The sequence below is a fragment of the Frateuria sp. sgz306004 genome (genome assembly GCF_057750885.1).
This window is the reverse complement of record NZ_JBYLFE010000001.1, coordinates 163,008-185,512: the sequence shown is the minus strand read 5'-3', so window position 1 is coordinate 185,512 and position 22,505 is coordinate 163,008. Positions and strand designations below refer to the sequence as shown.

Sequence of the window (22,505 nt, the reverse complement as noted above, 5' to 3'; positions counted from 1 at the left end):
CATTGTAGCGTCGCGACAGCCCGACCCTAACCCCGAGGGATCAGCGCAATGGATAGGACGAATGTGAAGTACGGCAGGATGTTGTATTTCCCGAGCCTCTGTCTGGGTTACGCGATGGCACTGGGCTCGGTGAATCTCGTGCATGCGCAGTCGGCGCCAGGCAGCGTCGCGGCGCCGGCTACTGCGTCCAGCGGAACGCAGGTGTCGCGCGACCTGTTCAAGGAAACGGCGCACATGAAAAACGAGCTCGAGCGCTACATTTACCTGCGTCAGGTGATGCCACAGCTCAGCCGTGACGACCGCCTCATCGACCAGCAACTGCTTGCCACCACCGAAGCGGAGCTTGGCCTCTATGACGAGGCCGTGATCGACTTTCCCTTCGACAATCGCGCCCATTCGGCCATCACGCTGCCGGTGCCCGGCGACTGGCAGGCTACCGACGCCGTGGAGCAAATCGCCCAACTGGCCATCGATCGTCACATCGTGATGATCAACGAGGCCCATCACGACCCCCACACTCGCGTGTTGACCCTTGCCCTGCTCCCCAAGCTAAGGGCCGAGGGTTTCACCTACTTCGCCGCGGAGGCGCTCAATAACAGCGACACCGGATTGACAAAGCGCGGCTACCCCACGCCCAGCTCGGGCAGCGAATACATACGAGAGCCGCTCTACGGCGACATTATTCGCGAGGCCATCCGGCTCGGTTTTCACATTGTGACGTATGAATCGGATGCCGACGTATTGGCCGATCGAGAGGCCGGCCAAGCGAGCATGCTCTACCGCAGGGTGTTCGCCAAGGATCCCAAGGCCAAGCTATTCATTCACGCCGGCTACGCCCACATCGACAAAGCACCGGGCAACCTGGGTGGCGATATCAAGCCCATGGCCATGCAGCTCAAGCAATTGAGCGGTTTTGACCCCTTGTCGGTCGATCAAACGCGTTGGCGCGACATCGGCCCCATGCCCAAGACCGATCAGTACGCACAGCTCATCGCAGCGTTTCCCGTGGATCGCCCTTCGGTGCTGGTGAGCCGGCAGTTGGGCAGTGTCTGGTCGTCGGACCCTACCCGCCATGATGTCGATGTGATCCTGCCGCCCTCTGGACACCAGCGTCGTCCGCATTGGCTGAGCCTGGACGGGGCGCGGCAAACACGGCTGGTTTCGAGCGAAATGTGCCAGCGCCAGCTGCCTTGCGTGGTGGAGGCTCGCTATGCCGGTGAAGGCGATGATGCCGTGGCGGCCGATCGCTATGTCTTTACCGCCGATAACACGGTCAACACGCTGTATCTGCGTCCAGGCGACTATCTGCTGGTGTCTTGGGACCGCGAAGGGCACACCTTGACCAAGCGCAACCTCACCGTGGGAAAACCCGGCTCATAAACGGTGAGAAAATTCAGGTGAGCACTTAATTCTTCCGCCCAAACCTTTGATTTGATAACCTCCCCTTGGCCTGAACTGGGGGAGCCCCATGAATTCGGATGATCTCGCTCCTACCTCACCGCGCAAAGCATGGGTGGCCGGACGACACGTTCTCGTAGGTACCACGGCCCTGCTGCTCGCCGCCTGCGCCAGCGGCCCGCGCAAACCTGAACCTACCTACCGTGAGTCACGCTCGAGCCTGGCCGGCCTGCCCGCCCGCGCCCCCGCAGGCAATGCGGGCACGGCCAACGACGTGCTGTTCCGCGCCATCGCCCTGGTAGGCACGCCCTATCGCTGGGGTGGCAACACGCCTGATGGCGGCTTCGACTGCTCTGGCCTGGTCGACTACATCTACCGCAATGCGGCGGGGCTGCAGCTACCGCACAGTTCGCGTGAAATGTCCCAGATGAGTGGGCAGCAAGTGCGTCAGATGGACGACTTGATGAGCGGGGACCTGGTCTTCTTCGGGGGTAACGGTGGCATCAGCCATGTCGGCGTCTACGTAGGAAAGGGTCGATTTGTACACGCCCCCAACAGCGGCGGCACCGTACGCTTGGACGACATCGACGGGCCCTACTGGCGTGACCACTTCGCTTTCGGCAAACGCCTCCTCGATTGAGTGAAAGACGGGGCCTATCGATTCAATTGGAAAATTGAATTGTACACAATTTAATTTTGAGCATAGGATGCCAAACATGAAACGGACCCCCACGCCCAACCAACTGCTACTGGACCAGCAATTGTGTTTTGCGTTGTACGCCGCCTCGCGCTCGGTTACCGGCCTGTACCGGCCACTGCTCGAACCGCTGGGGCTGACCTACCCGCAATACCTCGCCATGCTGGTGCTCTGGGAGCGCGACGGCCTCACCGTCCGCGAACTGGGTCAGCGGCTGCAGTTGGACTCGGGCACGCTCACCCCGCTGCTGAAGCGACTGCAGGCCGCCGGTCTGGTCAGCCGACAGCGTCGCGAGGAAGACGAGCGCGAAGTGGAAATCCGCCTCACCGACGCCGGCCTGGCTTTGCGTGAGCAAGCCAGCGCGGTACCCGAATGCATGGCGCAGCGGTTGCAGCTATCGATCGACCAGATGCAATCGCTACGCGATGAACTGAAGCGACTTTCACGGCAACTCCAACTCTCCCCCAGCGAGGAATAACCCCATGAACATCAGCAAGATTCTCTATACCGCCACCGCCACCGTCACCGGCGGCCGCGAAGGCCACGCCAAGAGCGACGATGGCGTGCTCGACCTGCAGTTGGTCGTACCCAAGGGCCTGGGCGGCCCAGGCGGCGCAGGCAGCAACCCCGAGCAGTTGTTCGCCGCTGGCTATGCGGCCTGCTTTGAAGGCGCGGTGCGTTTCGTGGCCCGTCAGAAGGGCGTGACGCTGAAGGATGCATCGGTCACGGCGCATGTGGGCATCGGCCCGCGCGAACCGACCGGCTTCGGCATCGCGGTCAAGCTGGACGTCAGCCTGCCGGGCCTGGACCGCGCCGTTGCGCAGGAACTGGTGGACACCGCGCACCGCGACATCTGCCCGTACTCGCACGCCACCCGCGGCAACGTGGACGTGCAGATCAACCTGGTCTGATCCAAACGGCCTGACGCAGAAACGACAACGGCGCCCAAGGGCGCCGTTGTTCGGTGAGGGGCAACCGCTCACCCGTCGTGATAGGGACGAACCCCGGCTCAGTGAGCCTCGGCGCCCGGCGGGTGCGCGTGGCCGTGCTGGATCTCTTCCTCGGTACCGTCGCGCACTTCGTTGACGGTCACGTCGAAGTTCAGCGTCTTGCCGGCCATCGGGTGGTTGAGGTCGACGTCGACGGTGCTCATGCCCACCTTCTGCACCACCACCACGCGGTGGCCGCCTTCCTTCAGGGCCAGCACGGTGGTCATGCCGGGCTTGAGCTTGGCAGCCTGCTGGAAGTACTTCTTCGGCACGCGCTGGGTGAGCCCGTCCTGGCGCTCGCCGTAACCTTCGGCCGGAGCAATCTCGGCCTGCAGGTTCTCGCCGGCTTCGCGGCCTTCCAGCGCCTTTTCCAGGCCCGGAATCAGCTGGCCGTGGCCCAGCAGAATCCACAGCGGCTCGTTGCGATCGAGGGAGCTCTCGACCTTTTCCCCGTCCACCGTCAGCGTGTAGTGAAGCGAGATGACCTTGTCCTTGCCAGCCTTCATTGCGTGTCTCGTGATGGATCTAAAAACGCGATTCTAGCACCGCTGGACGCTAAGACCCCTGGCCACCCGCCCCGCCCTGGCCAAAGCGCACCCCGTGCGCCTCCGGGCCCAGCAAGGCCAGGGCCGCCAGCAGCAACGCCACGGCAGCAATCCACAGCGACATGGCAAACGACAGATCCCCGCCGTGCCGCCCGGCGATCCAGGTCTGCGCAGTGGCCGTGATGGCCGCCAGCAGGTTGCCCATCTGGTACGCAAAGCCCGGCAAGGTCCCGCGCACCTCATCGGGGGCCAACTCGTTGAGGTGAGTGGGTACCACGCCCCAGGCGCCCTGCACCATCACCTGGATCAGGAAGGCGCCCAGACCCAGCAACAACAGCGAGCCGCCGTGCATCCACAGCGGAATCGCCGGGATGGCGAGCAAGGCCGCCAGGATGATGGCACGGCGCCGCCCGATGCGCTCCGATAGCGAGCCGAAGAACAACCCGCCCACCAGAGCGCCGATATTGAGCAGGGCCGTCAGCAGAAAGGCGGTGCCCGAGCCGCCCGGGATATGCAGATCCGACTGCAGGAAGGTCGGGTACATGTCCTGCGAGCCGTGGCTGAACATGTTGAACGCCGCCATCAGCAGCATGAGGTACAGCGCCAGCTTCCAATGGCCGCGCATGGCCTCGAACAGGCCGCGCTTTTCACGCACCGCCCGCCCCTGCAGCCAAACCTCCGATTCGGGCACCGTGCGGCGGATATACAGCACCAGCAACGCCGGCATGGCCCCCACCACGAACAGGCCGCGCCAGCCGATATGGTCGACCAGCAGCCAGTTCACCAGCGCCCCCAGGAAGAATCCGCACGGATAACCACTCTGCAGCAAACCCGAAACGATGCCGCGTGCTTTCGGCGGAATCGACTCCATCACCAGCGACGCGCCGATGCCCCATTCGCCACCCATTGCCACGCCGAACAGAAAGCGCAGCACCAGCAACATGGTCAGTGAGGTGGAAAATGCCGTGGCCAGTTCGAACAGCGAAAACAGGATCACGTCCAGCATGAGGATGGGACGCCGCCCGTAGCGGTCGGCCAATCGCCCAAACAGCAAGGCGCCTAGCGGCCGTGCCGCCAGTGTCAGGAACAAACCGAAGGTGACATCGGCCTTGCTGGCATGGAATTCGTTCGCCACCCCGATGACCACAAACGTCAGCAAGAAGTAATCGAACGCATCCAGCGTCCAGCCAAGAAAGCTGGCCATCACGGTGTGACGCTGGGTAGTGTTGAGCTCCCGCAGAGGCGCGAACGGCGACATGACAACTCCATCCGGATGATCGCGTCCGCCCGCGCGGCTCGCAGGCCGCAAGCGAACCATCAAGCCGGCCATCGCGCAAGGGCAACCTTGGGCGAGTCGTTGCAACCGCCAACACGTCTTCACTTCACGCCGTCAAGGAATCGGCTGATATGCCCAACATGGATGCGTCCACCCGTCACCGCATTGCCGACTCGTACGACCACTGGTTTCAGCGGCGCTACGTGAGCGGGAAGCTCGCCACCGACCCCGCCTACGCGGCGGCCGCCGAACTGGTGGCCCATCGCCCCATGCCCCTGCTCGACATCGGCTGTGGCATTGGGCTGCTTGGGCAATACCTGCATGCGCGTGGCGTGCTCGCCGGCTACCTGGGCGTGGATCACGATGCGCGAAAAATCGAAGCCGGCCAACGCGCCCTGCGCCATGCAGGGCTGGATCGCATGCTGACCCTGCGGCCTTGAACCGCAGCCTGTACGCGGGCATGTCGCCCTGCTCGACGTGCTGCATTACCTGCCAGCCAACCAGCAACAGGCCTTGCTGCGCCACGCCGCCTCGCACCTGGCGCCCGGCGGGCGTCTTATCGTGCGCAGCGTGTTGCGCGAACGCAGTTGGCGCTACGTGTACACCCGGATATCGGAGTTCTTTCTGCACGCCAGCGGCTGGATGCGGGTGGGCGCTCAGCACTACCCATCCGCCGCTGAACTGCGCACGGCGCTGGAAGGCATCGGCCTGTCGGTGCAGGTGCGTTCACTGCATGGCCGCACGCCGTTCGACAGCTATCTCATCGTGGCTGAACGGCCTTACTGAACGCGATTGGGCATCCATAAGGCGCAACGCACGCATTTGCGCTACAATCGGCGGCTACGGCCCCGCCGTACCCTCCCCTTTTGAATCAAGCAACGCGGTTCGATGAACGCTCCGAGTTGCACTGGAGCCTCCATGTCTTTCGAATCGCTGGGCCTCGCGCCCGCGTTGTTGCGTGCGCTTGCCGAACAAGGCTACGCCGAACCCACCCCGATCCAGGCCGCCGCCATTCCGGTGGTGCTGGAGGGCGTCGATCTGCTGGCCGCCGCGCAGACCGGCACCGGCAAGACCGCCGCCTTCTCGCTGCCCCTGCTGCAGCACCTTTCGCGCGGCGCACCCGCCACCACGCGCCGCCCCCGCGCGCTGGTGCTCACCCCTACCCGCGAACTGGCCGCCCAGGTGCATGACAACCTGCGCGACTACGGCAAGCACCTGCGCCTGACCAGCACCACCATCTTTGGTGGCGTGGGCATGGGCCCGCAGATGCAGGCACTGCGTCGCGGCGTGGATATCGTCATCGCCACGCCCGGCCGCCTGATCGACCACATGCAGCAGCGCTCGGTGGACTTGTCCGGCGTGGAAGTGCTGGTGCTGGACGAAGCCGACCGCATGCTCGACATGGGCTTCCTGCCGGCACTCAAGCGCATCCTGGCCGCCCTGCCGCGCAAGCGTCAGACCCTGCTGTTCTCGGCCACGTTCGCACCGCCGATCAAGGCGCTGGCATTGCAGTTCATGCATGAGCCGCGCGAAGTGTCGGTGACGCCGCCCAACACCATCGCCACCACGGTGACCCACCACGTGCACCCGGTGGACGCTGCCAATAAGCGCGACCTGCTGCTGCATGTACTGTCGCAGGACAGCCGTCGCCAGACGCTGGTGTTCAGCCGCACCAAGCACGGCGCGGACAAGCTCGTGCGTTACCTGGAAGCCGCCGGCATGCGTGCTGCTGCCATCCATGGCAACAAGAGCCAGAATGCGCGCACGCGTGCGCTGGCCGACTTCAAGTCGGGCCGCATCACGGTGTTGGTCGCTACCGACATCGCCGCACGCGGCATCGATATCGATCAGCTGCCCATCGTGATCAACTTCGATCTGCCGATGGTGGCCGAAGACTACGTGCATCGCATTGGCCGCACCGGCCGCGCGGGCGCCGACGGCATGGCCGTATCGCTGGTGAGCCACGAGGAATCGGGCCTGCTGCGCGATATCCGCAAGCTGCTCAAGCAGGACATCGCCGTCAGCAACGTGGCCGGCTTCGAGCCGTCGCATCCGTTGCGCCTGGATGCCGGCGCACCGCGTCCCGCCCAGGGCCAGCGACAGCCGCGCCAGGGTCGCCCGCAGGGCTCCCAGCGTCCGCATGGCTCCAGCCATGGTCATGGTCATGGTGGTGGCAGCGAGCGTCCGGCCGAAGGCAACCGCCAGCGTCGCCGTCGTCGTCGCCCGGCGGCAAAGGCCTGATCGAAACACCTGCCCCGAACGCTCAGCGTTCGGGGCGCACCAGGGCCGTGAGGATGTGATCTTCCCAGCGGCCCGCGATCTGCAGATACGCCTTGGCGTAACCTTCGCGCTCGAAACCCATGCGCTCCAGCAAGCGGCCGCTGCGCTCGTTGCGCGGCATGTAGTTGGCCATCACGCGATGCAAGCCAAGCGTGTGAAAAGCCCACGGCAACGCAGCGCCGAGCACTTCCTGCATCAACCCCTGCCCTTGCCACCGCTCGGCCACGCTGTAGCCGAGGTGACAGGCCTGGAACGAACCGCGCACCACGTTCGAGAAGTTGATGCAGGCGAGCACTTCGCCCCCGGTCAGGTCGAGTGCAAGCAAGGGGTAGGCGCGATCCTGCCGCACCGTATCGCGCATCTCCGCCAGCGTGCGCATGCAATGGTCCACGGAAAAGTAGCTCACCTCGCGCAGCGGCTCCCACGGCGCCAAGTGCTCGCGGTTGGCGATGCGGTAGCGCCACAAGCGTGACGCATCCGCAGGCTCGGCCAGGCGCACCAGCGCACGCGGCGTGGTGAGCGGCTGCAACAGGTTCACAGACGCCCCAGCGCCTGAGCGTGATGGCGCAGGTGATCCTCGATAAAGCTGGTGATGAAGTAGTAGCTGTGGTCATAGCCGGCATGGCGACGTAGCAGCAAGGGTTGCCCCGCTTCCGCGCAAGCCTGGTCGAACAATTCCGGGCGCAGTTGGTTGGCCAGGAAGCTATCGGCCTCGCCTTGGTCGATCAGGATGCTGCCGTGAAAGGTCTGCCGCCTCACCAGCTCGCACGCATCGTAGTCGGCCCAGGCCTCCTCGTTGTCGCCCAGGTAGCGCGGCAAGGCCTTTTGCCCCCAAGGCACTTGGGTCGGCGCGACGATGGGAGCGAAGGCCGAGACGGAGCGATAACGGTTGGGATGACGCAAGGCGATCGTGAGCGCGCCGTGTCCGCCCATGGAATGCCCGGTGATGCCGCAGCGGGTGTTGTCGATGGGAAACGCCCGCGCAAGCAGCGCAGGCAGTTCAGAGGATACGTAGCTATGCATGCGAAAACGCGACGACCAGGGCGCCTGCGTGGCATCCACATAGAAGCCCGCCCCTTCGCCGAACTCCCAGTCACCGGTGGCGCCGTCAATACCGGTGTTGCGGGGGCTGGTGTCGGGCATCACCAGGATCATGCCCAGCTCGGCCGCCAGCCGCTGCGCGCCGGCCTTGATGGTGGCGGTTTCCTCAGTGCAGGTGAGGCCGGCGAGGAAGTACAGCACCGGGCACACCTCGAACTCGGCCTGTGGCGGCTGGAACAGTGCAAAGCGCATCGGGCCACCGCAGCTCGTCGAGTCGTGTCGGTAAAAGCCCTGCACGCCGCCGTGACAACGCTGCTCGGAAAGGGTCTCAATGCCCGTCATCATCCTGTTCCCTGGTTGGCGAATCCGCCCATGATAGTGCGACGGAGCTCAACGCTCCTGGTCGGTCGGGCGCATCAATACTTCGTTGATGTTGACATGCGCCGGTCGCGTCACACAAAACAGGATGGTGTCAGCCACGTCGCGGCTTTGCAGTTGGCGCATGCCCTCGGCCCAGGCATTGGTGGCCGCCTGCACTTGCGCATGCTCGATATGCTCGCGCAACTCCGTTTCCACCACGCCGGGCTCGATCACGCTGACGCGAATGTTGTGCTGGTACACCTCGCGGCGCAACGCCTCGGAAAAACCGACCACGCCGAACTTGGTCGCCGCGTAACCGGCCGCATTCGGGTTGGCGGTGCGGCCGGCGGTGGAGGCGATGTTCACGATGTGGCCCTCACGGCGCGCGCGCATGCCGGGCAGCGCGGCCTGGGTGGAGGCGATGAGACTCAGCACGTTGAGCTCAAGCATGCGTCGCCAGCGACCCAGGTCGGCCTCTTCCACCGGCTCCAGATACATCACGCCGGCGTTGTTCACGAGGATATCCAGGCGTCCAAAACGCGCCTCGGTATCGGCCACCACGCGCTGCGCCTGCGTCTCATCGCCAAGGTCGGCGACCAGCACGAGGGGCTCGGCGCCCAGCGCGGCCAAGCGCTCGGCGAGCGCATCGAGGCGATCGCGCCGACGTGCGGCCACCGCCACCTTGGCGCCCGCCTCGGCCAACGCCAGCGCCGTGGCTTCGCCAATGCCCGATGAGGCACCCGTGACCAGCGCTACACGACCGTCAAGACGTCCGAACATGAATCTTCCTCTGTAAATGATGCAAAAGCCGTAAGAAAAACCCCGGCTTGACCGGGTCAGCCTGTTACAATACCGCCATTCTCCCGCATGCCGCCGTGCATGCCATGTCGAGGTTCCCCCCATGTCCTCCCCGTCTTCCGATTCCCAGCCGGCAGCCGCCGGTTTTGCTGCGCTTGGCCTTCATCCGGAGGTGCTGCGCGCGCTGACCGATGTCGGCTATGAATCTCCGTCGCCCATCCAGGCGGCCACCATCCCGCCGTTGCTGGAGGGTCGCGATGTGCTGGGCCAGGCCCAGACCGGCACCGGCAAAACGGCCGCATTCGCGCTGCCGATCCTGTCGCGTCTCGATCTGCGCCCGGGCAAGCCGCAGGCGCTGGTGCTTGCACCCACGCGCGAACTGGCCATCCAGGTGGCTGAAGCGTTCCAGCGTTACGCCGCCCACCTGCCGGGCCTGCAAGTGCTGCCGATCTACGGCGGCCAGAGCTACGGCCCGCAGCTGCACTCGCTCAAGCGCGGTGTGCACGTGGTGGTGGGTACGCCCGGTCGCGTCATCGATCACCTGGAGCGCGGCACGCTGGATCTGTCCGAGCTGAAGTACCTGGTGCTCGACGAAGCCGACGAAATGCTGCGCATGGGCTTCATCGACGACGTGGAAAAGGTGCTGCAGGCAACGCCGTCGACCCGTCAGGTCGCTCTGTTCTCCGCCACCATGCCGCCGCCGATCCGCAAGATCGCGCAGCAGCACCTGAAGGAGCCGGTGGAAGTCACCATCAAGACGGCGACCACCACCAACACCAATATTCGCCAGCGCTATTGGTTCGTCAGCGGCATGCACAAGCTGGATGCCATGACGCGCATCCTCGAAGCCGAGCCGTTCGACGCGATGATCATCTTCGCGCGCACCAAGCAGGCCACCGAAGAGCTTGCCGAAAAGCTGCAGGCACGGGGCCTGGCCGCCGCCGCCATCAACGGTGACATCGCCCAGCCGCAGCGCGAGCGCGTGATCCAGCAGCTCAAGGACGGCAAGCTCGACATCCTCGTCGCCACCGACGTGGCCGCGCGTGGCCTGGACGTGGAGCGCATCAGCCACGTCATGAACTATGACATTCCGTATGACACGGAAAGCTACGTGCACCGCATCGGCCGTACCGGCCGTGCCGGCCGCAGTGGCGAGGCGATCCTGTTCGTCACCCCGCGCGAGAAGGGCATGCTGCGCGCCATCGAGCGCGCCACCCGCCAGCCCATCGATGAGATGAAGCTACCCACGGTGGAAGCCGTCAACGACCAGCGCATCTCCAAGTTCAAGCAGCGCATTACCGACACGCTGGCGCTGGGCGAGTTGGACCTGTTCCAGCAGCTCATCGAGCAGTACGAGCAGGAACACAACATTCCCGCCATCGAGATTGCCGCCGCCCTCGCCCGCATTGCCCAGGGCAGCCAGCCTCTGCTGCTGGCGCCGCCGCCCAAGCGCGAGTTCGCACCGCGCGAGCAGGGCCGCGAGCATGGTCGCGAGCGTGGCGAGCACGAGCATCGTGGTGAGCGCGAACACCGTTCGCGCGATCGCGACAGCGCGCCGCGCGACTTCACCCCGCGTCCGGTGCGTGCGCACCAGACCGAGGAAGGCAAGCGCACCTACCGCATCGAAGTGGGCCACGAACACGGCGTGAAGCCCGGCAACATCATCGGCGCCATCGCCAATGAGGCCGGCCTGGAGAGCCAGTTCATCGGTCGCCTGAGCATTCGTGGCGAGTACAGCCTGATCGACCTGCCCGACGGCATGCCGGCCGAAGTGTTCCAGCACCTGCAGAAGGTGTGGGTGAGCCAGCAACAGCTGCGCATCAAGGCATGGGATGGTGATGACAGCGGCGCCGGTGAAGCACCGCCGCGTCGTCCGGGTGGCTTCCGCCCCGGCGGCGGCGGCTTCAAGAAGCACGGCGGCGGAAAGCCCCGTCCGCACGGCCAGGGTGGCGGCAAGCCGCCGCGCCGCAAGTAAGACCCAAGGGCTCCGCGTCACACCGGAGCCCTTTTATCGTTCCCTTGGCGCAACGATTCGTTCGCCGCGCGCACGTCGCAGGCACGCGTTAAAGCCCTAATCTTAGGGCGGTCCCCTTAGGTGTCCGCCATGAGCACGCTGCCCAGCCTCTTCATCTCCCACGGCTCCCCCATGACCGCGATCCAGCCGGGCGCGGTGGCCGAGCGTTTGGCGGAGCTTGCCGCCAGCCTGCCGCGCCCGCGCGCGGTGGTGATCGCCACGGCGCATTGGTTGGCCCGCCAGCCCACCGTGGGCGGTGCCGCGCGACCGGAAACCATCCACGACTTTTATGGGTTTCCGCGTGAGCTGTTCGAGATCCAGTACCCCGCGCAGGGCGATCCCGCGCTGGCCGCACGCGTGACCGAGCTGCTGGACAAGGCCGGCCTGCCCACCGCGCTGGACCCCACCCACGGCCTGGATCATGGCGCCTGGGTACCGCTGCGCCTGCTCTATCCCAAGGCCGATATTCCGGTGGTGCCGCTGTCGATTCAACCCCAGTTGGGGCCGACGCACCAATACGCCGTGGGCCGCGCGCTGGCGCCGCTGCGCGACGAGGGCGTGCTGGTGATTGGCTCGGGCAGCATCACGCACAACCTGCATGACTTTCGCGCGGGTTACAGCGAGGAGCGCGAAGCGCCCTACGTGCGCCCGTTCATTGGCTGGGTCGAGCAGAAGCTGGCCGAGGGCGATGTGCCCGCCCTGCTCGATTACCGCCGTCAGGCGCCGGGTGCCGAGCGCGCGCACCCCACGGACGAGCATCTGCTGCCGCTGTATGTCGCACTCGGTGCAGCAGGCGACGCTGCGCACGCGCAGCGCATCGATGCCGGCATCGAGTACGGCCTGCTGGCGATGGATACCTATCGCTTCGACAGCGCGACCAAGCCGCACTGAGAAAACGCGTCCATGCCGCGTGCACTTTCCCGACAGACGTCGGGATAGCCGCGCCATTCACGAACGACGCACCGCCTTACTGCACAACGATGGTGCCCACCATCATCGGGTGGATCGAGCAGTAGTACGCATACGTGCCCGGCTTGGTGAAGGTCACCGCATAGGTGTCGCCCGTATCCAGGGCGCGCGAGGTATCGAACTGCTTGCCGGCACTGGTGACGACATGCGGTTCGTCGTCGCGATTGGTCCACACTACGCGCGTGCCCGTCTGCACCGTGAGCTTGGCCGGCGCAAAAGCAAAGTTGCGGATGTCCACGGACACCGAGGGCGCCGCCTGTGCGACGACACTCCACGCCAGCAGCAGGGCCAAGATTCCCAGGCGCGCGCTCATGACAGCGCCTCCTCGGTGATAGCCAGTGTCTGGGTTCCGCGCACGTGCCGCACATCGCGAATGCCCAGGTAACGATGCAATGCTCCCGGCGGCACATCCTTCAACGGCCCGGGCGCGGGCGCCGTGCCCGGCGCGGGTTGTGGATATGCTGTCGAGCGTGCGGTGTAAAAGGTGATGCTGCCCTCCACCTTCTGCTGAATCTGGTGGATATGCCCATTGAGCACGCTCACCGAACCAAAGCGGCGCAGATAGCTCATGGCCTCTTCGCTATCGTCGGTGCCCCAGCCCCACGGCGTGTACAGCGGCCATAGCGGCATGTGCGCAAAAATCACCAGCGGTGTATCGGGCGAGCGACCTGCCAGGTCATTCTTGAGCCAGGCAAGCTGATCGGCACCGAGCGAACCCAGGCCGCCCGCCTTGAGGTTGAGCACATTGATCAAGCCGACGAAGTGCACGCCACGATGGTCGAAGCTGTACCAGCCACCCGCCTGCTGGCGCTCACCGAAGCGACGGAAGAATTCCGCCCCGTTGTCGCCGATCACATCGTGCTCGCCCGGCACATAAAACACTTTGCCGACGCGCGCCTCGCCCATCAGTTGCGCCAGCGTGTCGAACTCCTCGGGACGTGACAGATGCGTCAGGTCACCCGTGTGCAGCAGGAAATCCGGGCGCGTGTGCGTTGTCTGAATCTTCTGCAAGGAGGCCCGCAGCGTGGCGGCCACATCCGGGTTGGGTTCCTTGTGAAAGCCAATATGCGAGTCGCTGATCTGCACAAAGCTGAAGCTGGCATCGGCCGTCGTGTCGGCGGCGCCCAAGGGTTGGGCCTGCAACACGCCGCCTTTCATCAGCCACAACGTGCCGGCGCCGGCCCAGGCCATGCAGCCCAGGAAATGACGTCGACGTTCATCGGTAGGATCGTTGGTATCGCGCATGGCAGCTCTCCGGCAAGGGACGAAGGGCGGCGTGCCCCTCACCCACTCCTACCGCGCCGTAAGGCGACTTATTCCCTTGCCGCACCTCTTCGCATCAAGGCGACACACGTACGGAATAAAGTGGCGACCAACCAGGTATAGGTCGATATGCCCACCGATCCGCCAGCCATCAGCTCCAGCCGGCACGACACCCCGAGCGCGCGTTTCGAAGCGCAGGTGTTGCCATGGCTGGATGCAGCCTACAACCTCGCCCACTGGCTGGCCCGCAACCCCAGCGACGCGCAGGACGTGGTGCAGGAAGCCATGCTGCGCGCCCTGCGCTACTTCGACAGCTTCCGCGGCGGCGATGCCCGCGTGTGGCTATTGGCGATCGTGCGCCACACCTTCTACGACTGGCGTGCACGCAGCACGCACGAAGCGCCCTGGGACGACGAAGCACATCCGCTGGTAGACGACGGCCCCTCACCCGAAGCGCTCACCCTGCTGGCGGTGGATGTGGATGCATTGCGCGAGGCTCTGAACCGCTTGCCGCCACCCCTGCGCGAAGTGCTGGTGCTGCGCGAACTCGAAGAGTGCTCGTACAAGGACATTGCCGCCATTACGGAACAGAAGATCGGCACCGTTATGTCACGCCTCGCGCGCGGCCGCGAACGCCTGAGGGCCGAACTCACCCGGCATCCCAAGGAGGTACGTCGCCATGACGTGCGATGAGACTCAATGGCTTCTGCACGCCTACCTCGACGACGAGCTCGATGCCGCTCACAGCGCCGCCGTGGCCCAGCACATGCAGGACTGCGCGGGTTGCACCGCGCGCTATGGCACCTACACCATGCTGCGCAAGGCCATGGCGCAGCCCGCGCTCTATCAGCGCGCGCCCGATGCGCTGCGCCAGCGCTGGCAGGCGCCAGCGCCCTCCGCGCCCCCTTCGATGACTCCCGCACGGCCATCGCGTCCGCTGCTGCTGGCGGCCCTGGCCGCTGGCTTCGTGGGCGCGCTGTTGCTGACCAGCCCGCTATGGTGGAACGCGCTGCGCCCCAATGCGGGTGGCGACGCCGTGGTGGCCCAGGTGGTGTCGGGCCACGTGCGCTCGCTGCAAGGCGCGCACCTGATGGATGTGGTGTCCACCGATCAGCACACGGTGAAACCCTGGTTCGAGGGCAAGCTGGACTTTGCCCCGCGTGTGCGCGATCTGGCCGACGAGGGATTCCCCCTGGTCGGCGGGCGACTGGACGCCATCGACGGGCATACCGTGGCTGCACTGGTCTACAAGCGCCGCCTGCATGTGATCAACCTCTACCAGTGGCCTGTCGCAGCGCATGACACCACGCAGACGCTGGCACAGCGCCAAGGCTTCACGGTGATTCGCTGGAGTGCCGACGGCATGAGCTATGCCGCCGTATCCGATGTGGCCGAAAGCGATCTCAGGCAGTTCGTGCTGGCCTTCCAGAATGGCGCCAGCGCGCCACCGCGTTGATGCCTACGCTGCCGGCGTCGATTCGTCTGTCGCGGCGTTGGCGGCGGCGAACGCCACCCAATCGTCGGGCGTTAGCAGGGGCATGCCATGAGCCTGGCGCGCCCTGTCGCACTGCGAACTGGCGCGACCGAACTCCCACGACGGTTCCACCTCCCGGCATACCGACGGGCGTCGAGGGTGGATGCTGCAATAGGCGGATTTGCCCAGCTCGCCGCGCAAGGCGATGCAATGCGGCTTATAGGCCTGGGTGCCGCGCATGACCAGACGATGCGGATCGAGCGGCTCGGTAAGCTCGACCGGCACCACGCCGCCCAGCGACGGCTCCGCTTCGGACCAGTGGAACGCCACGCGATATTGGGTGCAGCAGACACCACAGGTCAGGCAAGGATGAAGCATGGATGTCAAGTATAAGCGCACCCAAGGGTGCGAAGACCGTACATTGTAGGGTGGCTATAACCTACATGCAGCAAAGTCATTCACGACTTGCCCTGGCAAAATCTCACCCCGGGACGAGACACTGATCATCCTCAAGGTGTGCCTGCGAAGGTATTGCAAGTCCCCATGTCGCCGCTTTCGAAACCCGCCTTGAACCACTTCACGCGTTGCTCCGACGTGCCATGGGTGAACGAATCGGGCACCACCCGCCCCTGCGCCTGCTGTTGCAGGGCGTCGTCGCCGATCTTGCTGGCGGCATTGAGCGCCGATTCGATGTCGCCGGGCTGCAGCCATTGCAGGCGCTGTTGCGTATGGTTGGCCCACACGCCGGCAAAGCAGTCGGCCTGCAGCTCCTGGCGCACCGAGAGGCCATCGGCGCCCTCCATGCGCGCGCCGCGACGGCGTGCCTGTTCCACCTGGTCGAAAATCCCCAGCAGGTTCTGCACGTGGTGGCCCACCTCGTGAGCAATCACGTAAGCACGGGCAAAATCGCCCGACGCATGAAAGCGGCTATCCAGCTCCTGGAAGAACGACACGTCCAGGTACACCTTCTGGTCACCCGGGCAATAGAACGGCCCCACCGCGGTGGATGCCGAGCCGCACGCAGTATTCACGCCACCGGTGAATAGGTCCAGCTTGGGGTCTACGTACTGACGGCCATGGGCGGCGAACAGGTCGCCCCAGGTCTTCTCGGTGGAACCGAGGATGGCACTGACGAAATCCTTGGTCTGCGGATCGACCTGCGCGGGCTCGCCGCTCTGCGGCGCCGCGACCTGGCCGTCGCTGCCACCCTGGCTGAGCAGCGCGGTCGGGTCCTTGAAGAACACCAGTCCGAGGATGGCCAGGATCACGATGCCGCCCAGGCCCAACCCACGCCCGCCGCCAAAGCGCGGGCCGCCACCGCCGCTGTCGACCTCGACATTCTGACTGCGCTCGCCTTTTTGCCAGTCCATCGGAGATCCCTCGACAACGCACCGCAGCGGTGCCACCCAATCACAATACCCCCTCGCCCCTCGCGCAGTCGATGGCTACAGTGGGCCACCTTTTTTCCGAGAGACCACCATGCTCCAGCACCTGCCCGCCATCGTTGTCCTGCTCACCGTTCTGCTGCAGTTCGGCACCATGTGGGCCGTGGGCCACGCCCGTGAGAAATATGGCGTCAAGGCGCCGGCGATCACAGGACACCCAGCGTTTGAGCGGGCCTGGCGCGTGCAGATGAATACGCTCGAATCCACCGCGGTGTTCCTGCCCACGCTGTGGCTGGCGGTGCAGTACGGCATGCCCCTGTGGGGCAGTATCGCGGGCTTGGTCTGGGTGTTTGGCCGCGTGTGGTACGCGGTGGCCTACCTAAAGGATCCGGCCAAGCGCGGCCCGGGCTTCATGGTGTCCAGCGTGGGCTGGGGCGCGCTGCTGTTGATGGGCGTGATCGGCCTGGTGCGCGCCCTGTTGGCGGGCTAAAACCCCAAGACGCAGGTCACTCGACCTGCGTCACCTTCAGGCGCTCGATGCGCGCGCCATCCATGGCCACCACTTCAAAGTGCAGCCCTTCACTGGTGAGCGTATCGCCCTCGCGAGGCAAACGACCCAATTGTTCCAGCACGTAACCCGCCAGGGTGGAAAAGCTGTCATCGCCGCTGAGCTTGTGGCCCAGCAAATGCTCCACGCGGCGCAGGTCCAGGCTGGCGTCCAGCGTCCAACTGCCATCAGGCGCCTGCACGGCCGAGGGGTCGCCGCTTTCCTCGCCGGGGAACTCGCCGGCGATCACTTCCAGCACATCGGTCGGGGTGACCAGGCCGAGCACGCTGCCGTACTCGTCCACCACCAGGGCCACCTGCGACGGCTGACGGCGGAACTCCTCAATCAGGCGTAGCACGCTGAGCGATTCCAGCACGGTGAGCGGCTTGCGCACCACTTGATCGGTATCGATACGGCCATGCTCCAGCAGGCTCGCCAGCAGGTCACGGGAGGAGGCCACGCCGATCAGCTGATCCAGGTCATCCCCGGCCACCGGCAGCCAGGCGTGGCTGGATGCGGTCACTTCCGCGCGCAACTGCTCGGCGCTTTCGCGCGGATCGATCCAGTTAATTTCCGGTCGCGGCGTCATGATCGAGCGCACCGGACGATGCGCCAAGTCGAGCACGCCCTGCACCATCGCCAGCTCGTCCTTGCCGAACACGGCCACGCTGCCTTCGCTGGACGACGTGGCGGCCTTGGGTGTCGCGTCTTCGTCCTCCCCGCCGGCGCCACCGAGCAGGTTGAGTACCGCCATGGCGGTACGGTCGCGCATGGTGCGCGCACTGCCCAGCAGGCTGCGCTGGCGATTGCGGCGCATGGTCTGGTTGAACACCTCGATCATGATCGAGAAGCCGATGGCCGCGTACAGGTAGCCCTTCGGGATATGGAACCCGAAGCCCTCGGCCACCAGGCTGAAGCCGATCATCAGCAGGAACGAGAGGCACAGGATCACCACCGTCGGCCGCGCATTGACGAACGCGGTGAGCGGCTTGCTGGCGCTGATCATCAGAACCATCGCCACCACCACGGCAATCATCATCACCGAAAGGTGATCGACCATGCCGACGGCGGTGATCACCGAATCCAGCGAAAACACCGCATCCAGCGCCACGATCTGCGCCACAACCAGCCAGAAGCGGGCCGGCGCGCGCTTGGCGGCGTCATGGTCGTCGCCCGCCTCCAGCCGCTCGTGCAGCTCCACCGTGGCCTTGAACAGCAGGAAGGCGCCACCCAGCAGCAGGATGATGTCGCGCCAGGAAAGCGATATCGCGCCCCACTCGACGATGGGTGTGGTCAGTTTGACCAGCCAGGACATCGCCCCCAACAAGGCCAGGCGCATGACCAGCGCCAGCGACAGGCCGAGCACGCGCGCCTTGTCGCGCTCGCGCGCCTGCAGCTTGTCAGCGAGGATCGCGATGAAAACGAGATTGTCGATGCCGAGGACGATCTCCAGCACCACCAGGGTGAGGAGACCGGCCCACGCGGTAGGGTCGGCCAGCCAGTCGAAAGCGAACATGGGTCGGCACCTAGGCGCCGGATTCCTCCTTGGAATGAGACGCCACTATACAGGGCAAGGCCGTGAACGCGGTGCAAGCTATGGCCTGCACCGTGCCAAAGGGCAGGATTGCGCCCCCGCGCTGGCAAGGGCTAGCGTTGGGGCGTCAGATGGCGAATGCGCCGCGTCCTGGCGAAATCATCATGCTGCGCCCGCTGGACCCTCCTGCCATGGATGCGAATCACCTTGACCCTGCCGTCATCTCGCCCTCCCTCGCCGCGCCGCGAGCGCCAGGGCTGTGGCCGGCGCTGGGGTTGATCGCCCTTTATTTCGTACAGCAACTGGCGGTCTACAGCCTGCTGGTCATCGCCGCGGGCTTACTCGACCTGGCGACACATGGCGGTTCGCTGCTGGACGTGCTTTCACGTGGGCACGCATGGCTCTCCCACCACGGAGCCAATGCCGTGGTAGTCATCGTCACCTTGCTGGTATCGGCCAGCATGATTCTCTACGTGACGCGACGCACCTGGCCCGCGCAATGGGCTCAACCGGCACCGCCCGGCCTGGGCTTCACTATTCCTCGACCGTTTTCCATCCTGCTGGTGGCCCTGATATTGGGTGCCCTGATGCCCATGATCGGCGGCCTGCTCACCCAATGGCTGGCGCAAGGTCACGAGGTAAGTCAGGACATCAAGCAGTTGGGCGCACATATCCCGCTCTCGTTGCGCGTGCCGCTGGCGGTACTGGTGGTGACGCTGGGGCCGTTGGTGGAAGAGGTCATGTTTCGCGGGGTGCTGCTGTCGGCCGTCAGCCGTTATGTCGGGAACGGCTGGGCGGTGATGCTCACCGCCGCGCTGTTCGCCGTGGTGCACCTGCCTGATCTTTCGTTCCTCTGGTACGCCCTGCCCAATCTCGCCCTGCTCGGCGTGATGCTGGGTTGGCTGCGCGTGCAGTCAGGCTCGATCTGGCCGGCGGTGCTGGCGCATGGCGCCAACAACCTGCTGGCCGTGGTGTCCTGGTTCGTGATGGTGCCGGGCCAGTGACGTGGGCATAGCCTGATGCGTGATCGTCATTCGTGCAAAAGCGGATACGACCGCATCGCAAAGGCCGGCTCAAAGGTACCCGTCGACCTTCGCCTGGTCGGATGACCGCGGTACGATCATCCGTCAGTCGCTGGGCTCCTTACGCCGCGCACACCTGCGCAACGCGAGCCAAGCGCAGGCCGTGGACGGCTCTCAGGCCGCGATGAGCCCGTGACTGCGCAGCAGGCGCGCAGTTTCGTATATCGGCAAACCCATCACTCCCGAATGACTGCCTTCCAAGTGCTCGATCAGCTTGGCGCCATGCCCCTGGATCGCATACGCCCCGGCCTTGCCGAAAGCTTCTCCAGTGGCGATGTAAGCGGCGATGGTGGCCTCGTCCAATGCCGGCATGTGCACGCGCGAAAGGCTGGTGTCACTCCACTCCCCTTGCGCACTCACCAGCCACACCACGGAGATCACCTCGTGCACGCGCCCGGACAAGCGATGCAGCATGGCTGCCGCGTCGGCGGCATCGGCCGGCTTGCCGAACACCTCGTCGTGCAGCACCACTTCGGTATCCGCTCCCAGCACGAAGGCGTTCGGTTCATTGAGGGTGGCCAACCCCGCCCTCGCCTTGTCACGCGCCACGCGGCTCACGTAGTCGCGCGGCGATTCGCCGGGGGCACGCTGCTCGGGAACATCCACATCCACGACGCGGAACTCCACGCCGATCTGCTCCAGCAACTGGCGACGGCGCGGCGATTGGGATGCGAGATACAGCATGGTGAGCCTTCCGGTGACCTAGGGATGCCTTACGGTCTCATATCGCCCGTGTCGAGGAAACGCTGATGCCATGAGAGCGCCTCATTCAGCAGATGCGGCGTGTGCTTGCCCCGGCTATCGCGCAGCGACCGCTCGAAATAATCCTGCAACATCGGACGATAGCTCGGATGCGCGCAGCGCTCGATGATTACCTTGGCACGCTGGCGCGGCGACAGGCCACGCAGGTCGGCCAGGCCTTGCTCGGTTACCACCACGGCCACGTCGTGTTCGGTGTGATCTACATGGCTCACCATCGGCACGATGCACGAGATGGCCCCGTTCTTGGCCGTGCTTGGCGTGAGGAAACACGAGAGGAATCCGTTGCGCGCAAAGTCGCCCGAACCGCCGATGCCGTTGATGATGCTGGTGCCGGCGACATGCGTGGAGTTGATGTTGCCGTAGATATCGGCCTCCACCATGCCGTTCATGGCGATGCAGCCGAGTCGACGCACCAGCTCCGGATGATTGGAGATCTCCTGCGTGCGCAGAATGATGCGCTCGCGGAAAAAATCGATATCGCCCAGGAACTGCTCGATGCCTGCCGGGCTGAGCGAGAACGACGTGGCCGACGCCACATCGAGCACGCCCTTGGCGAGCAGGTCGAGCATGCCGTCCTGGATCACTTCGGTATAGGCGGTAAGCCCGCGGAAGCCGCCTTCGTTCAAGCCCGCCAGCACGGCGTTGGCGATGTTGCCCACGCCCGACTGCAACGGCAGCAGCTGCGGGCTCAGTCGGCCCTTGGCGATTTCGTGGCGGAAGAACTCGATGAGGTTGCCGGCGATCTGTCGCGACGTTTCATCCGGCGGCGAAAACGCACTGTTGCGATCGGGTGCGTTGGTTTCCACCACCGCGATGACCTTGGACGGGTCCAGTCGCAGGTAAGGCTCGCCGATGCGATCGTCGGGCTTGAGCAACGGAATCGGCTTGCGATGCGGCGGCAACGCCGTGCCGTAATAGACGTCGTGCATGCCGTCCATTTCCATCGGCTGCCAGTGATTGACCTCCACGATCACCTTGTCGGCGAGATCCAGCCAGGTCTTGTTGTTGCCGACCGACGAGGAGGGCAACAGGCGACCATCCGGCATGATCGCGGTGGCTTCGACAATGGCCAGATCCAGCTTGCCGAAGAAACCGAACCAGGCGTACTGGGCGACATGGCTCAGATGGATATCGAGGTAATCCATCTCGCCACGGTTGATGCGCCCGCGCAGCTCGGGATCGGACTGGTACGGCAAACGCAGATCGATGCCATCCGCCTTGGCCAGCGCGCCATCGAGTTCAGGCGCGGTGGAGGCACCGGTGAGCACGCGCACGCGAAAGCGCTCGCCGCGGTCGTGGCTCGCCATCATGCGCGAGGCCAGCGCCTGCGGAACGGACTTGGGATAGCCCGCGCCGGTGAAACCGCTCATGCCGATCGTCATGCCCGGCTCGATCAGTTCCGCCGCCTGGGCCGCCGTCATGACCTTCTCGGCAAGTCCCGCATGGCGGATGCGCGTACTCATGGTGCTGTCTCCTGGTTGCGATCCGCCCATGGTAGCGCCCGATCACGTCAAACCTTTGGCAAGTTAGACGATGGTCGGTGGGGCCAGGCGCCAGCAAAACCGCATGCCTACCAGGTAATGGCGTACTCGCGAAACGTGGTGTCGCGCACCCAGCCCAGCGACTCGTACAACCGCTGCGCCGATTCGTTGGTGTGCGCCGTGGTAAGCGACATGCCGACGGCACCTACGGCCTTGGCGTATGCCTCCGCTTCGCGCATGAGCGCCACTGCTACGCCCTTTCGCCGTGCGGCGGGCGCCACGAACAGGTCGTTGAGCAGATACGTGCGTGCCGCGCGCACTGAGGAAAACAACGGGTACAGCTGCACGAATCCGGCGCCCTCGCCTTCGGCGTCGACGGCAAGCAGCACTACCGATTCGTGGTGTTGGAAACGCTCGCGCAGGAACGCCCGCGCGCGCGCGACATCGGGCGCTTGGCCATAGAACTGCCGATAGCCATCAAATAGGAGCGCCAGCGGCTCCAGGTCGTGAATGGTCGCTTGGCGCACGCTGATCGACATGTCTGCTGTCCCCGCCTGGATGAGTTCCATCGCAGTATCGAACAGCACGCCTCGCCCACCCTATGACCACT

Annotated in this window: 26 protein-coding genes; 13 read left to right on the top strand and 13 right to left on the bottom strand. The window is 65.1% G+C overall.

The window, feature by feature from the left end; translation table 11 throughout:
• Positions 1–48: 48 nt before the first annotated feature.
• The 4 genes from AC3G2C_RS00835 (at position 49) to AC3G2C_RS00820 (ending at position 3,006) form a co-directional block, all read left to right on the top strand.
• The gene (locus AC3G2C_RS00835) at positions 49–1,380 is read left to right on the top strand and encodes a hypothetical protein (protein ID WP_488382709.1); all 1,332 of its coding nucleotides are present in this window, start codon (positions 49–51) and stop codon (positions 1,378–1,380) included.
• 88 nt (positions 1,381–1,468) lie between these two features.
• Positions 1,469–2,038, top strand: coding sequence for a C40 family peptidase (locus AC3G2C_RS00830; RefSeq protein ID WP_488382708.1), 570 nt, complete (start codon positions 1,469–1,471; stop codon positions 2,036–2,038).
• Positions 2,039–2,114: 76 nt separating this feature from the next.
• Positions 2,115–2,573, top strand: coding sequence for a MarR family winged helix-turn-helix transcriptional regulator (locus tag AC3G2C_RS00825; RefSeq protein ID WP_488382707.1), 459 nt, complete (start codon positions 2,115–2,117; stop codon positions 2,571–2,573).
• A 4-nt stretch (positions 2,574–2,577) separates the two neighbouring features.
• Positions 2,578–3,006, top strand: coding sequence for an organic hydroperoxide resistance protein (locus tag AC3G2C_RS00820; protein WP_488382706.1), 429 nt, complete (start codon positions 2,578–2,580; stop codon positions 3,004–3,006).
• 98 nt (positions 3,007–3,104) lie between these two features.
• Here the strand turns inward: AC3G2C_RS00820 and AC3G2C_RS00815 are convergent, their stop codons facing one another.
• On the bottom strand, positions 3,105–3,590 hold the full coding sequence (locus AC3G2C_RS00815) for an FKBP-type peptidyl-prolyl cis-trans isomerase (RefSeq protein ID WP_488382705.1): 486 nt from the start codon (positions 3,588–3,590) through the stop codon (positions 3,105–3,107).
• Between the two features lie 49 nt (positions 3,591–3,639).
• Positions 3,640–4,887 (bottom strand): MFS transporter, encoded by a 1,248-nt coding sequence (locus AC3G2C_RS00810; RefSeq protein WP_488382704.1) that lies wholly within the window; start codon positions 4,885–4,887, stop codon positions 3,640–3,642.
• Between the two features lie 149 nt (positions 4,888–5,036).
• Between AC3G2C_RS00810 and AC3G2C_RS00805 the strand changes: the two genes are divergently transcribed.
• The 3 genes from AC3G2C_RS00805 (at position 5,037) to AC3G2C_RS00795 (ending at position 7,146) form a co-directional block, all read left to right on the top strand.
• Positions 5,037–5,345: a class I SAM-dependent methyltransferase gene (locus AC3G2C_RS00805; RefSeq protein WP_488382703.1), complete on the top strand. Its 309-nt coding sequence runs from the start codon at positions 5,037–5,039 to the stop codon at positions 5,343–5,345.
• Between the two features lie 37 nt (positions 5,346–5,382).
• Complete coding sequence (locus tag AC3G2C_RS00800; protein ID WP_488382702.1) at positions 5,383–5,691, top strand: class I SAM-dependent methyltransferase; 309 nt, start codon at positions 5,383–5,385, stop codon at positions 5,689–5,691.
• 132 nt (positions 5,692–5,823) lie between these two features.
• Positions 5,824–7,146 (top strand): DEAD/DEAH box helicase, encoded by a 1,323-nt coding sequence (locus AC3G2C_RS00795; RefSeq protein WP_488382701.1) that lies wholly within the window; start codon positions 5,824–5,826, stop codon positions 7,144–7,146.
• Positions 7,147–7,168: 22 nt separating this feature from the next.
• On the opposite strand, the gene rimJ is transcribed toward AC3G2C_RS00795, so the two are convergent.
• From rimJ to AC3G2C_RS00780, 3 genes are read right to left on the bottom strand one after another with little or no spacing between them, the layout of a single operon-like run.
• On the bottom strand, positions 7,169–7,723 hold the full coding sequence (rimJ, locus tag AC3G2C_RS00790; RefSeq protein WP_488382700.1) for a ribosomal protein S5-alanine N-acetyltransferase: 555 nt from the start codon (positions 7,721–7,723) through the stop codon (positions 7,169–7,171).
• Positions 7,720–8,568, bottom strand: a complete 849-nt coding sequence (fghA, locus tag AC3G2C_RS00785) for an S-formylglutathione hydrolase (protein WP_488382699.1) — start codon at positions 8,566–8,568, stop codon at positions 7,720–7,722. The genes rimJ and fghA overlap by 4 nt, the downstream gene beginning before the upstream one ends.
• Before the next feature lie 48 nt (positions 8,569–8,616).
• Positions 8,617–9,366: an SDR family NAD(P)-dependent oxidoreductase gene (locus AC3G2C_RS00780; protein WP_488382698.1), complete on the bottom strand. Its 750-nt coding sequence runs from the start codon at positions 9,364–9,366 to the stop codon at positions 8,617–8,619.
• Positions 9,367–9,487: 121 nt separating this feature from the next.
• Between AC3G2C_RS00780 and AC3G2C_RS00775 the strand changes: the two genes are divergently transcribed.
• Together AC3G2C_RS00775 and AC3G2C_RS00770 are read left to right on the top strand one after the other, a co-directional pair.
• Positions 9,488–11,359, top strand: coding sequence for a DEAD/DEAH box helicase (locus tag AC3G2C_RS00775; protein WP_488382697.1), 1,872 nt, complete (start codon positions 9,488–9,490; stop codon positions 11,357–11,359).
• Positions 11,360–11,488: 129 nt separating this feature from the next.
• Positions 11,489–12,289 carry a dioxygenase family protein gene (locus AC3G2C_RS00770; protein WP_488382696.1) on the top strand — a complete coding sequence of 267 codons (801 nt, stop codon included), beginning with the start codon at positions 11,489–11,491 and terminating at the stop codon, positions 12,287–12,289.
• 76 nt (positions 12,290–12,365) lie between these two features.
• Here the strand turns inward: AC3G2C_RS00770 and AC3G2C_RS00765 are convergent, their stop codons facing one another.
• Both AC3G2C_RS00765 and AC3G2C_RS00760 read right to left on the bottom strand, forming a co-directional pair.
• Positions 12,366–12,680: a cupredoxin domain-containing protein gene (locus AC3G2C_RS00765; protein ID WP_488382695.1), complete on the bottom strand. Its 315-nt coding sequence runs from the start codon at positions 12,678–12,680 to the stop codon at positions 12,366–12,368.
• A complete protein-coding gene (locus AC3G2C_RS00760; RefSeq protein WP_488382694.1) occupies positions 12,677–13,612 on the bottom strand; it encodes a metallophosphoesterase family protein in 936 nt (311 codons plus the stop codon). Before AC3G2C_RS00760 ends, AC3G2C_RS00765 begins: the two co-directional genes overlap by 4 nt.
• A 147-nt stretch (positions 13,613–13,759) precedes the next feature.
• Between AC3G2C_RS00760 and AC3G2C_RS00755 the strand changes: the two genes are divergently transcribed.
• Positions 13,760–14,323: a sigma-70 family RNA polymerase sigma factor gene (locus tag AC3G2C_RS00755; RefSeq protein ID WP_488382693.1), complete on the top strand. Its 564-nt coding sequence runs from the start codon at positions 13,760–13,762 to the stop codon at positions 14,321–14,323.
• Positions 14,310–15,086 carry an anti-sigma factor family protein gene (locus tag AC3G2C_RS00750; protein ID WP_488382692.1) on the top strand — a complete coding sequence of 259 codons (777 nt, stop codon included), beginning with the start codon at positions 14,310–14,312 and terminating at the stop codon, positions 15,084–15,086. Before AC3G2C_RS00755 ends, AC3G2C_RS00750 begins: the two co-directional genes overlap by 14 nt.
• A gap of 3 nt (positions 15,087–15,089) precedes the next feature.
• Here the strand turns inward: AC3G2C_RS00750 and AC3G2C_RS00745 are convergent, their stop codons facing one another.
• Together AC3G2C_RS00745 and ypfJ are read right to left on the bottom strand one after the other, a co-directional pair.
• The gene (locus AC3G2C_RS00745) at positions 15,090–15,482 is read right to left on the bottom strand and encodes a YkgJ family cysteine cluster protein (protein ID WP_488383204.1); all 393 of its coding nucleotides are present in this window, start codon (positions 15,480–15,482) and stop codon (positions 15,090–15,092) included.
• 131 nt (positions 15,483–15,613) lie between these two features.
• Positions 15,614–16,474 carry a KPN_02809 family neutral zinc metallopeptidase gene (gene ypfJ, locus AC3G2C_RS00740; RefSeq protein ID WP_488382691.1) on the bottom strand — a complete coding sequence of 287 codons (861 nt, stop codon included), beginning with the start codon at positions 16,472–16,474 and terminating at the stop codon, positions 15,614–15,616.
• 109 nt (positions 16,475–16,583) lie between these two features.
• Here ypfJ and AC3G2C_RS00735 point away from each other — a divergent pair, with 109 nt between their 5' ends.
• Positions 16,584–16,979, top strand: coding sequence for an MAPEG family protein (locus AC3G2C_RS00735; protein WP_488382690.1), 396 nt, complete (start codon positions 16,584–16,586; stop codon positions 16,977–16,979).
• 16 nt (positions 16,980–16,995) lie between these two features.
• Here the strand turns inward: AC3G2C_RS00735 and AC3G2C_RS00730 are convergent, their stop codons facing one another.
• Complete coding sequence (locus tag AC3G2C_RS00730) at positions 16,996–18,552, bottom strand: TerC family protein (RefSeq protein WP_488382689.1); 1,557 nt, start codon at positions 18,550–18,552, stop codon at positions 16,996–16,998.
• A gap of 209 nt (positions 18,553–18,761) precedes the next feature.
• Here AC3G2C_RS00730 and AC3G2C_RS00725 point away from each other — a divergent pair, with 209 nt between their 5' ends.
• A complete protein-coding gene (locus AC3G2C_RS00725) occupies positions 18,762–19,574 on the top strand; it encodes a CPBP family intramembrane glutamic endopeptidase (RefSeq protein ID WP_488382688.1) in 813 nt (270 codons plus the stop codon).
• A gap of 192 nt (positions 19,575–19,766) precedes the next feature.
• Here the strand turns inward: AC3G2C_RS00725 and AC3G2C_RS00720 are convergent, their stop codons facing one another.
• The 3 genes from AC3G2C_RS00720 to AC3G2C_RS00710 all read right to left on the bottom strand — a co-directional run bounded on the left by AC3G2C_RS00720 (position 19,767) and on the right by AC3G2C_RS00710 (position 22,434).
• The gene (locus AC3G2C_RS00720; RefSeq protein ID WP_488382687.1) at positions 19,767–20,336 is read right to left on the bottom strand and encodes a Maf family protein; all 570 of its coding nucleotides are present in this window, start codon (positions 20,334–20,336) and stop codon (positions 19,767–19,769) included.
• Between the two features lie 29 nt (positions 20,337–20,365).
• Entirely contained in the window at positions 20,366–21,877 is a 1,512-nt protein-coding gene (scpC, locus tag AC3G2C_RS00715; RefSeq protein ID WP_488382686.1) for a succinyl-CoA:acetate CoA-transferase ScpC, read from the bottom strand.
• Positions 21,878–21,984: 107 nt separating this feature from the next.
• Entirely contained in the window at positions 21,985–22,434 is a 450-nt protein-coding gene (locus AC3G2C_RS00710) for a GNAT family N-acetyltransferase (protein WP_488382685.1), read from the bottom strand.
• Between the last annotated feature and the right edge of the window lie 71 nt (positions 22,435–22,505).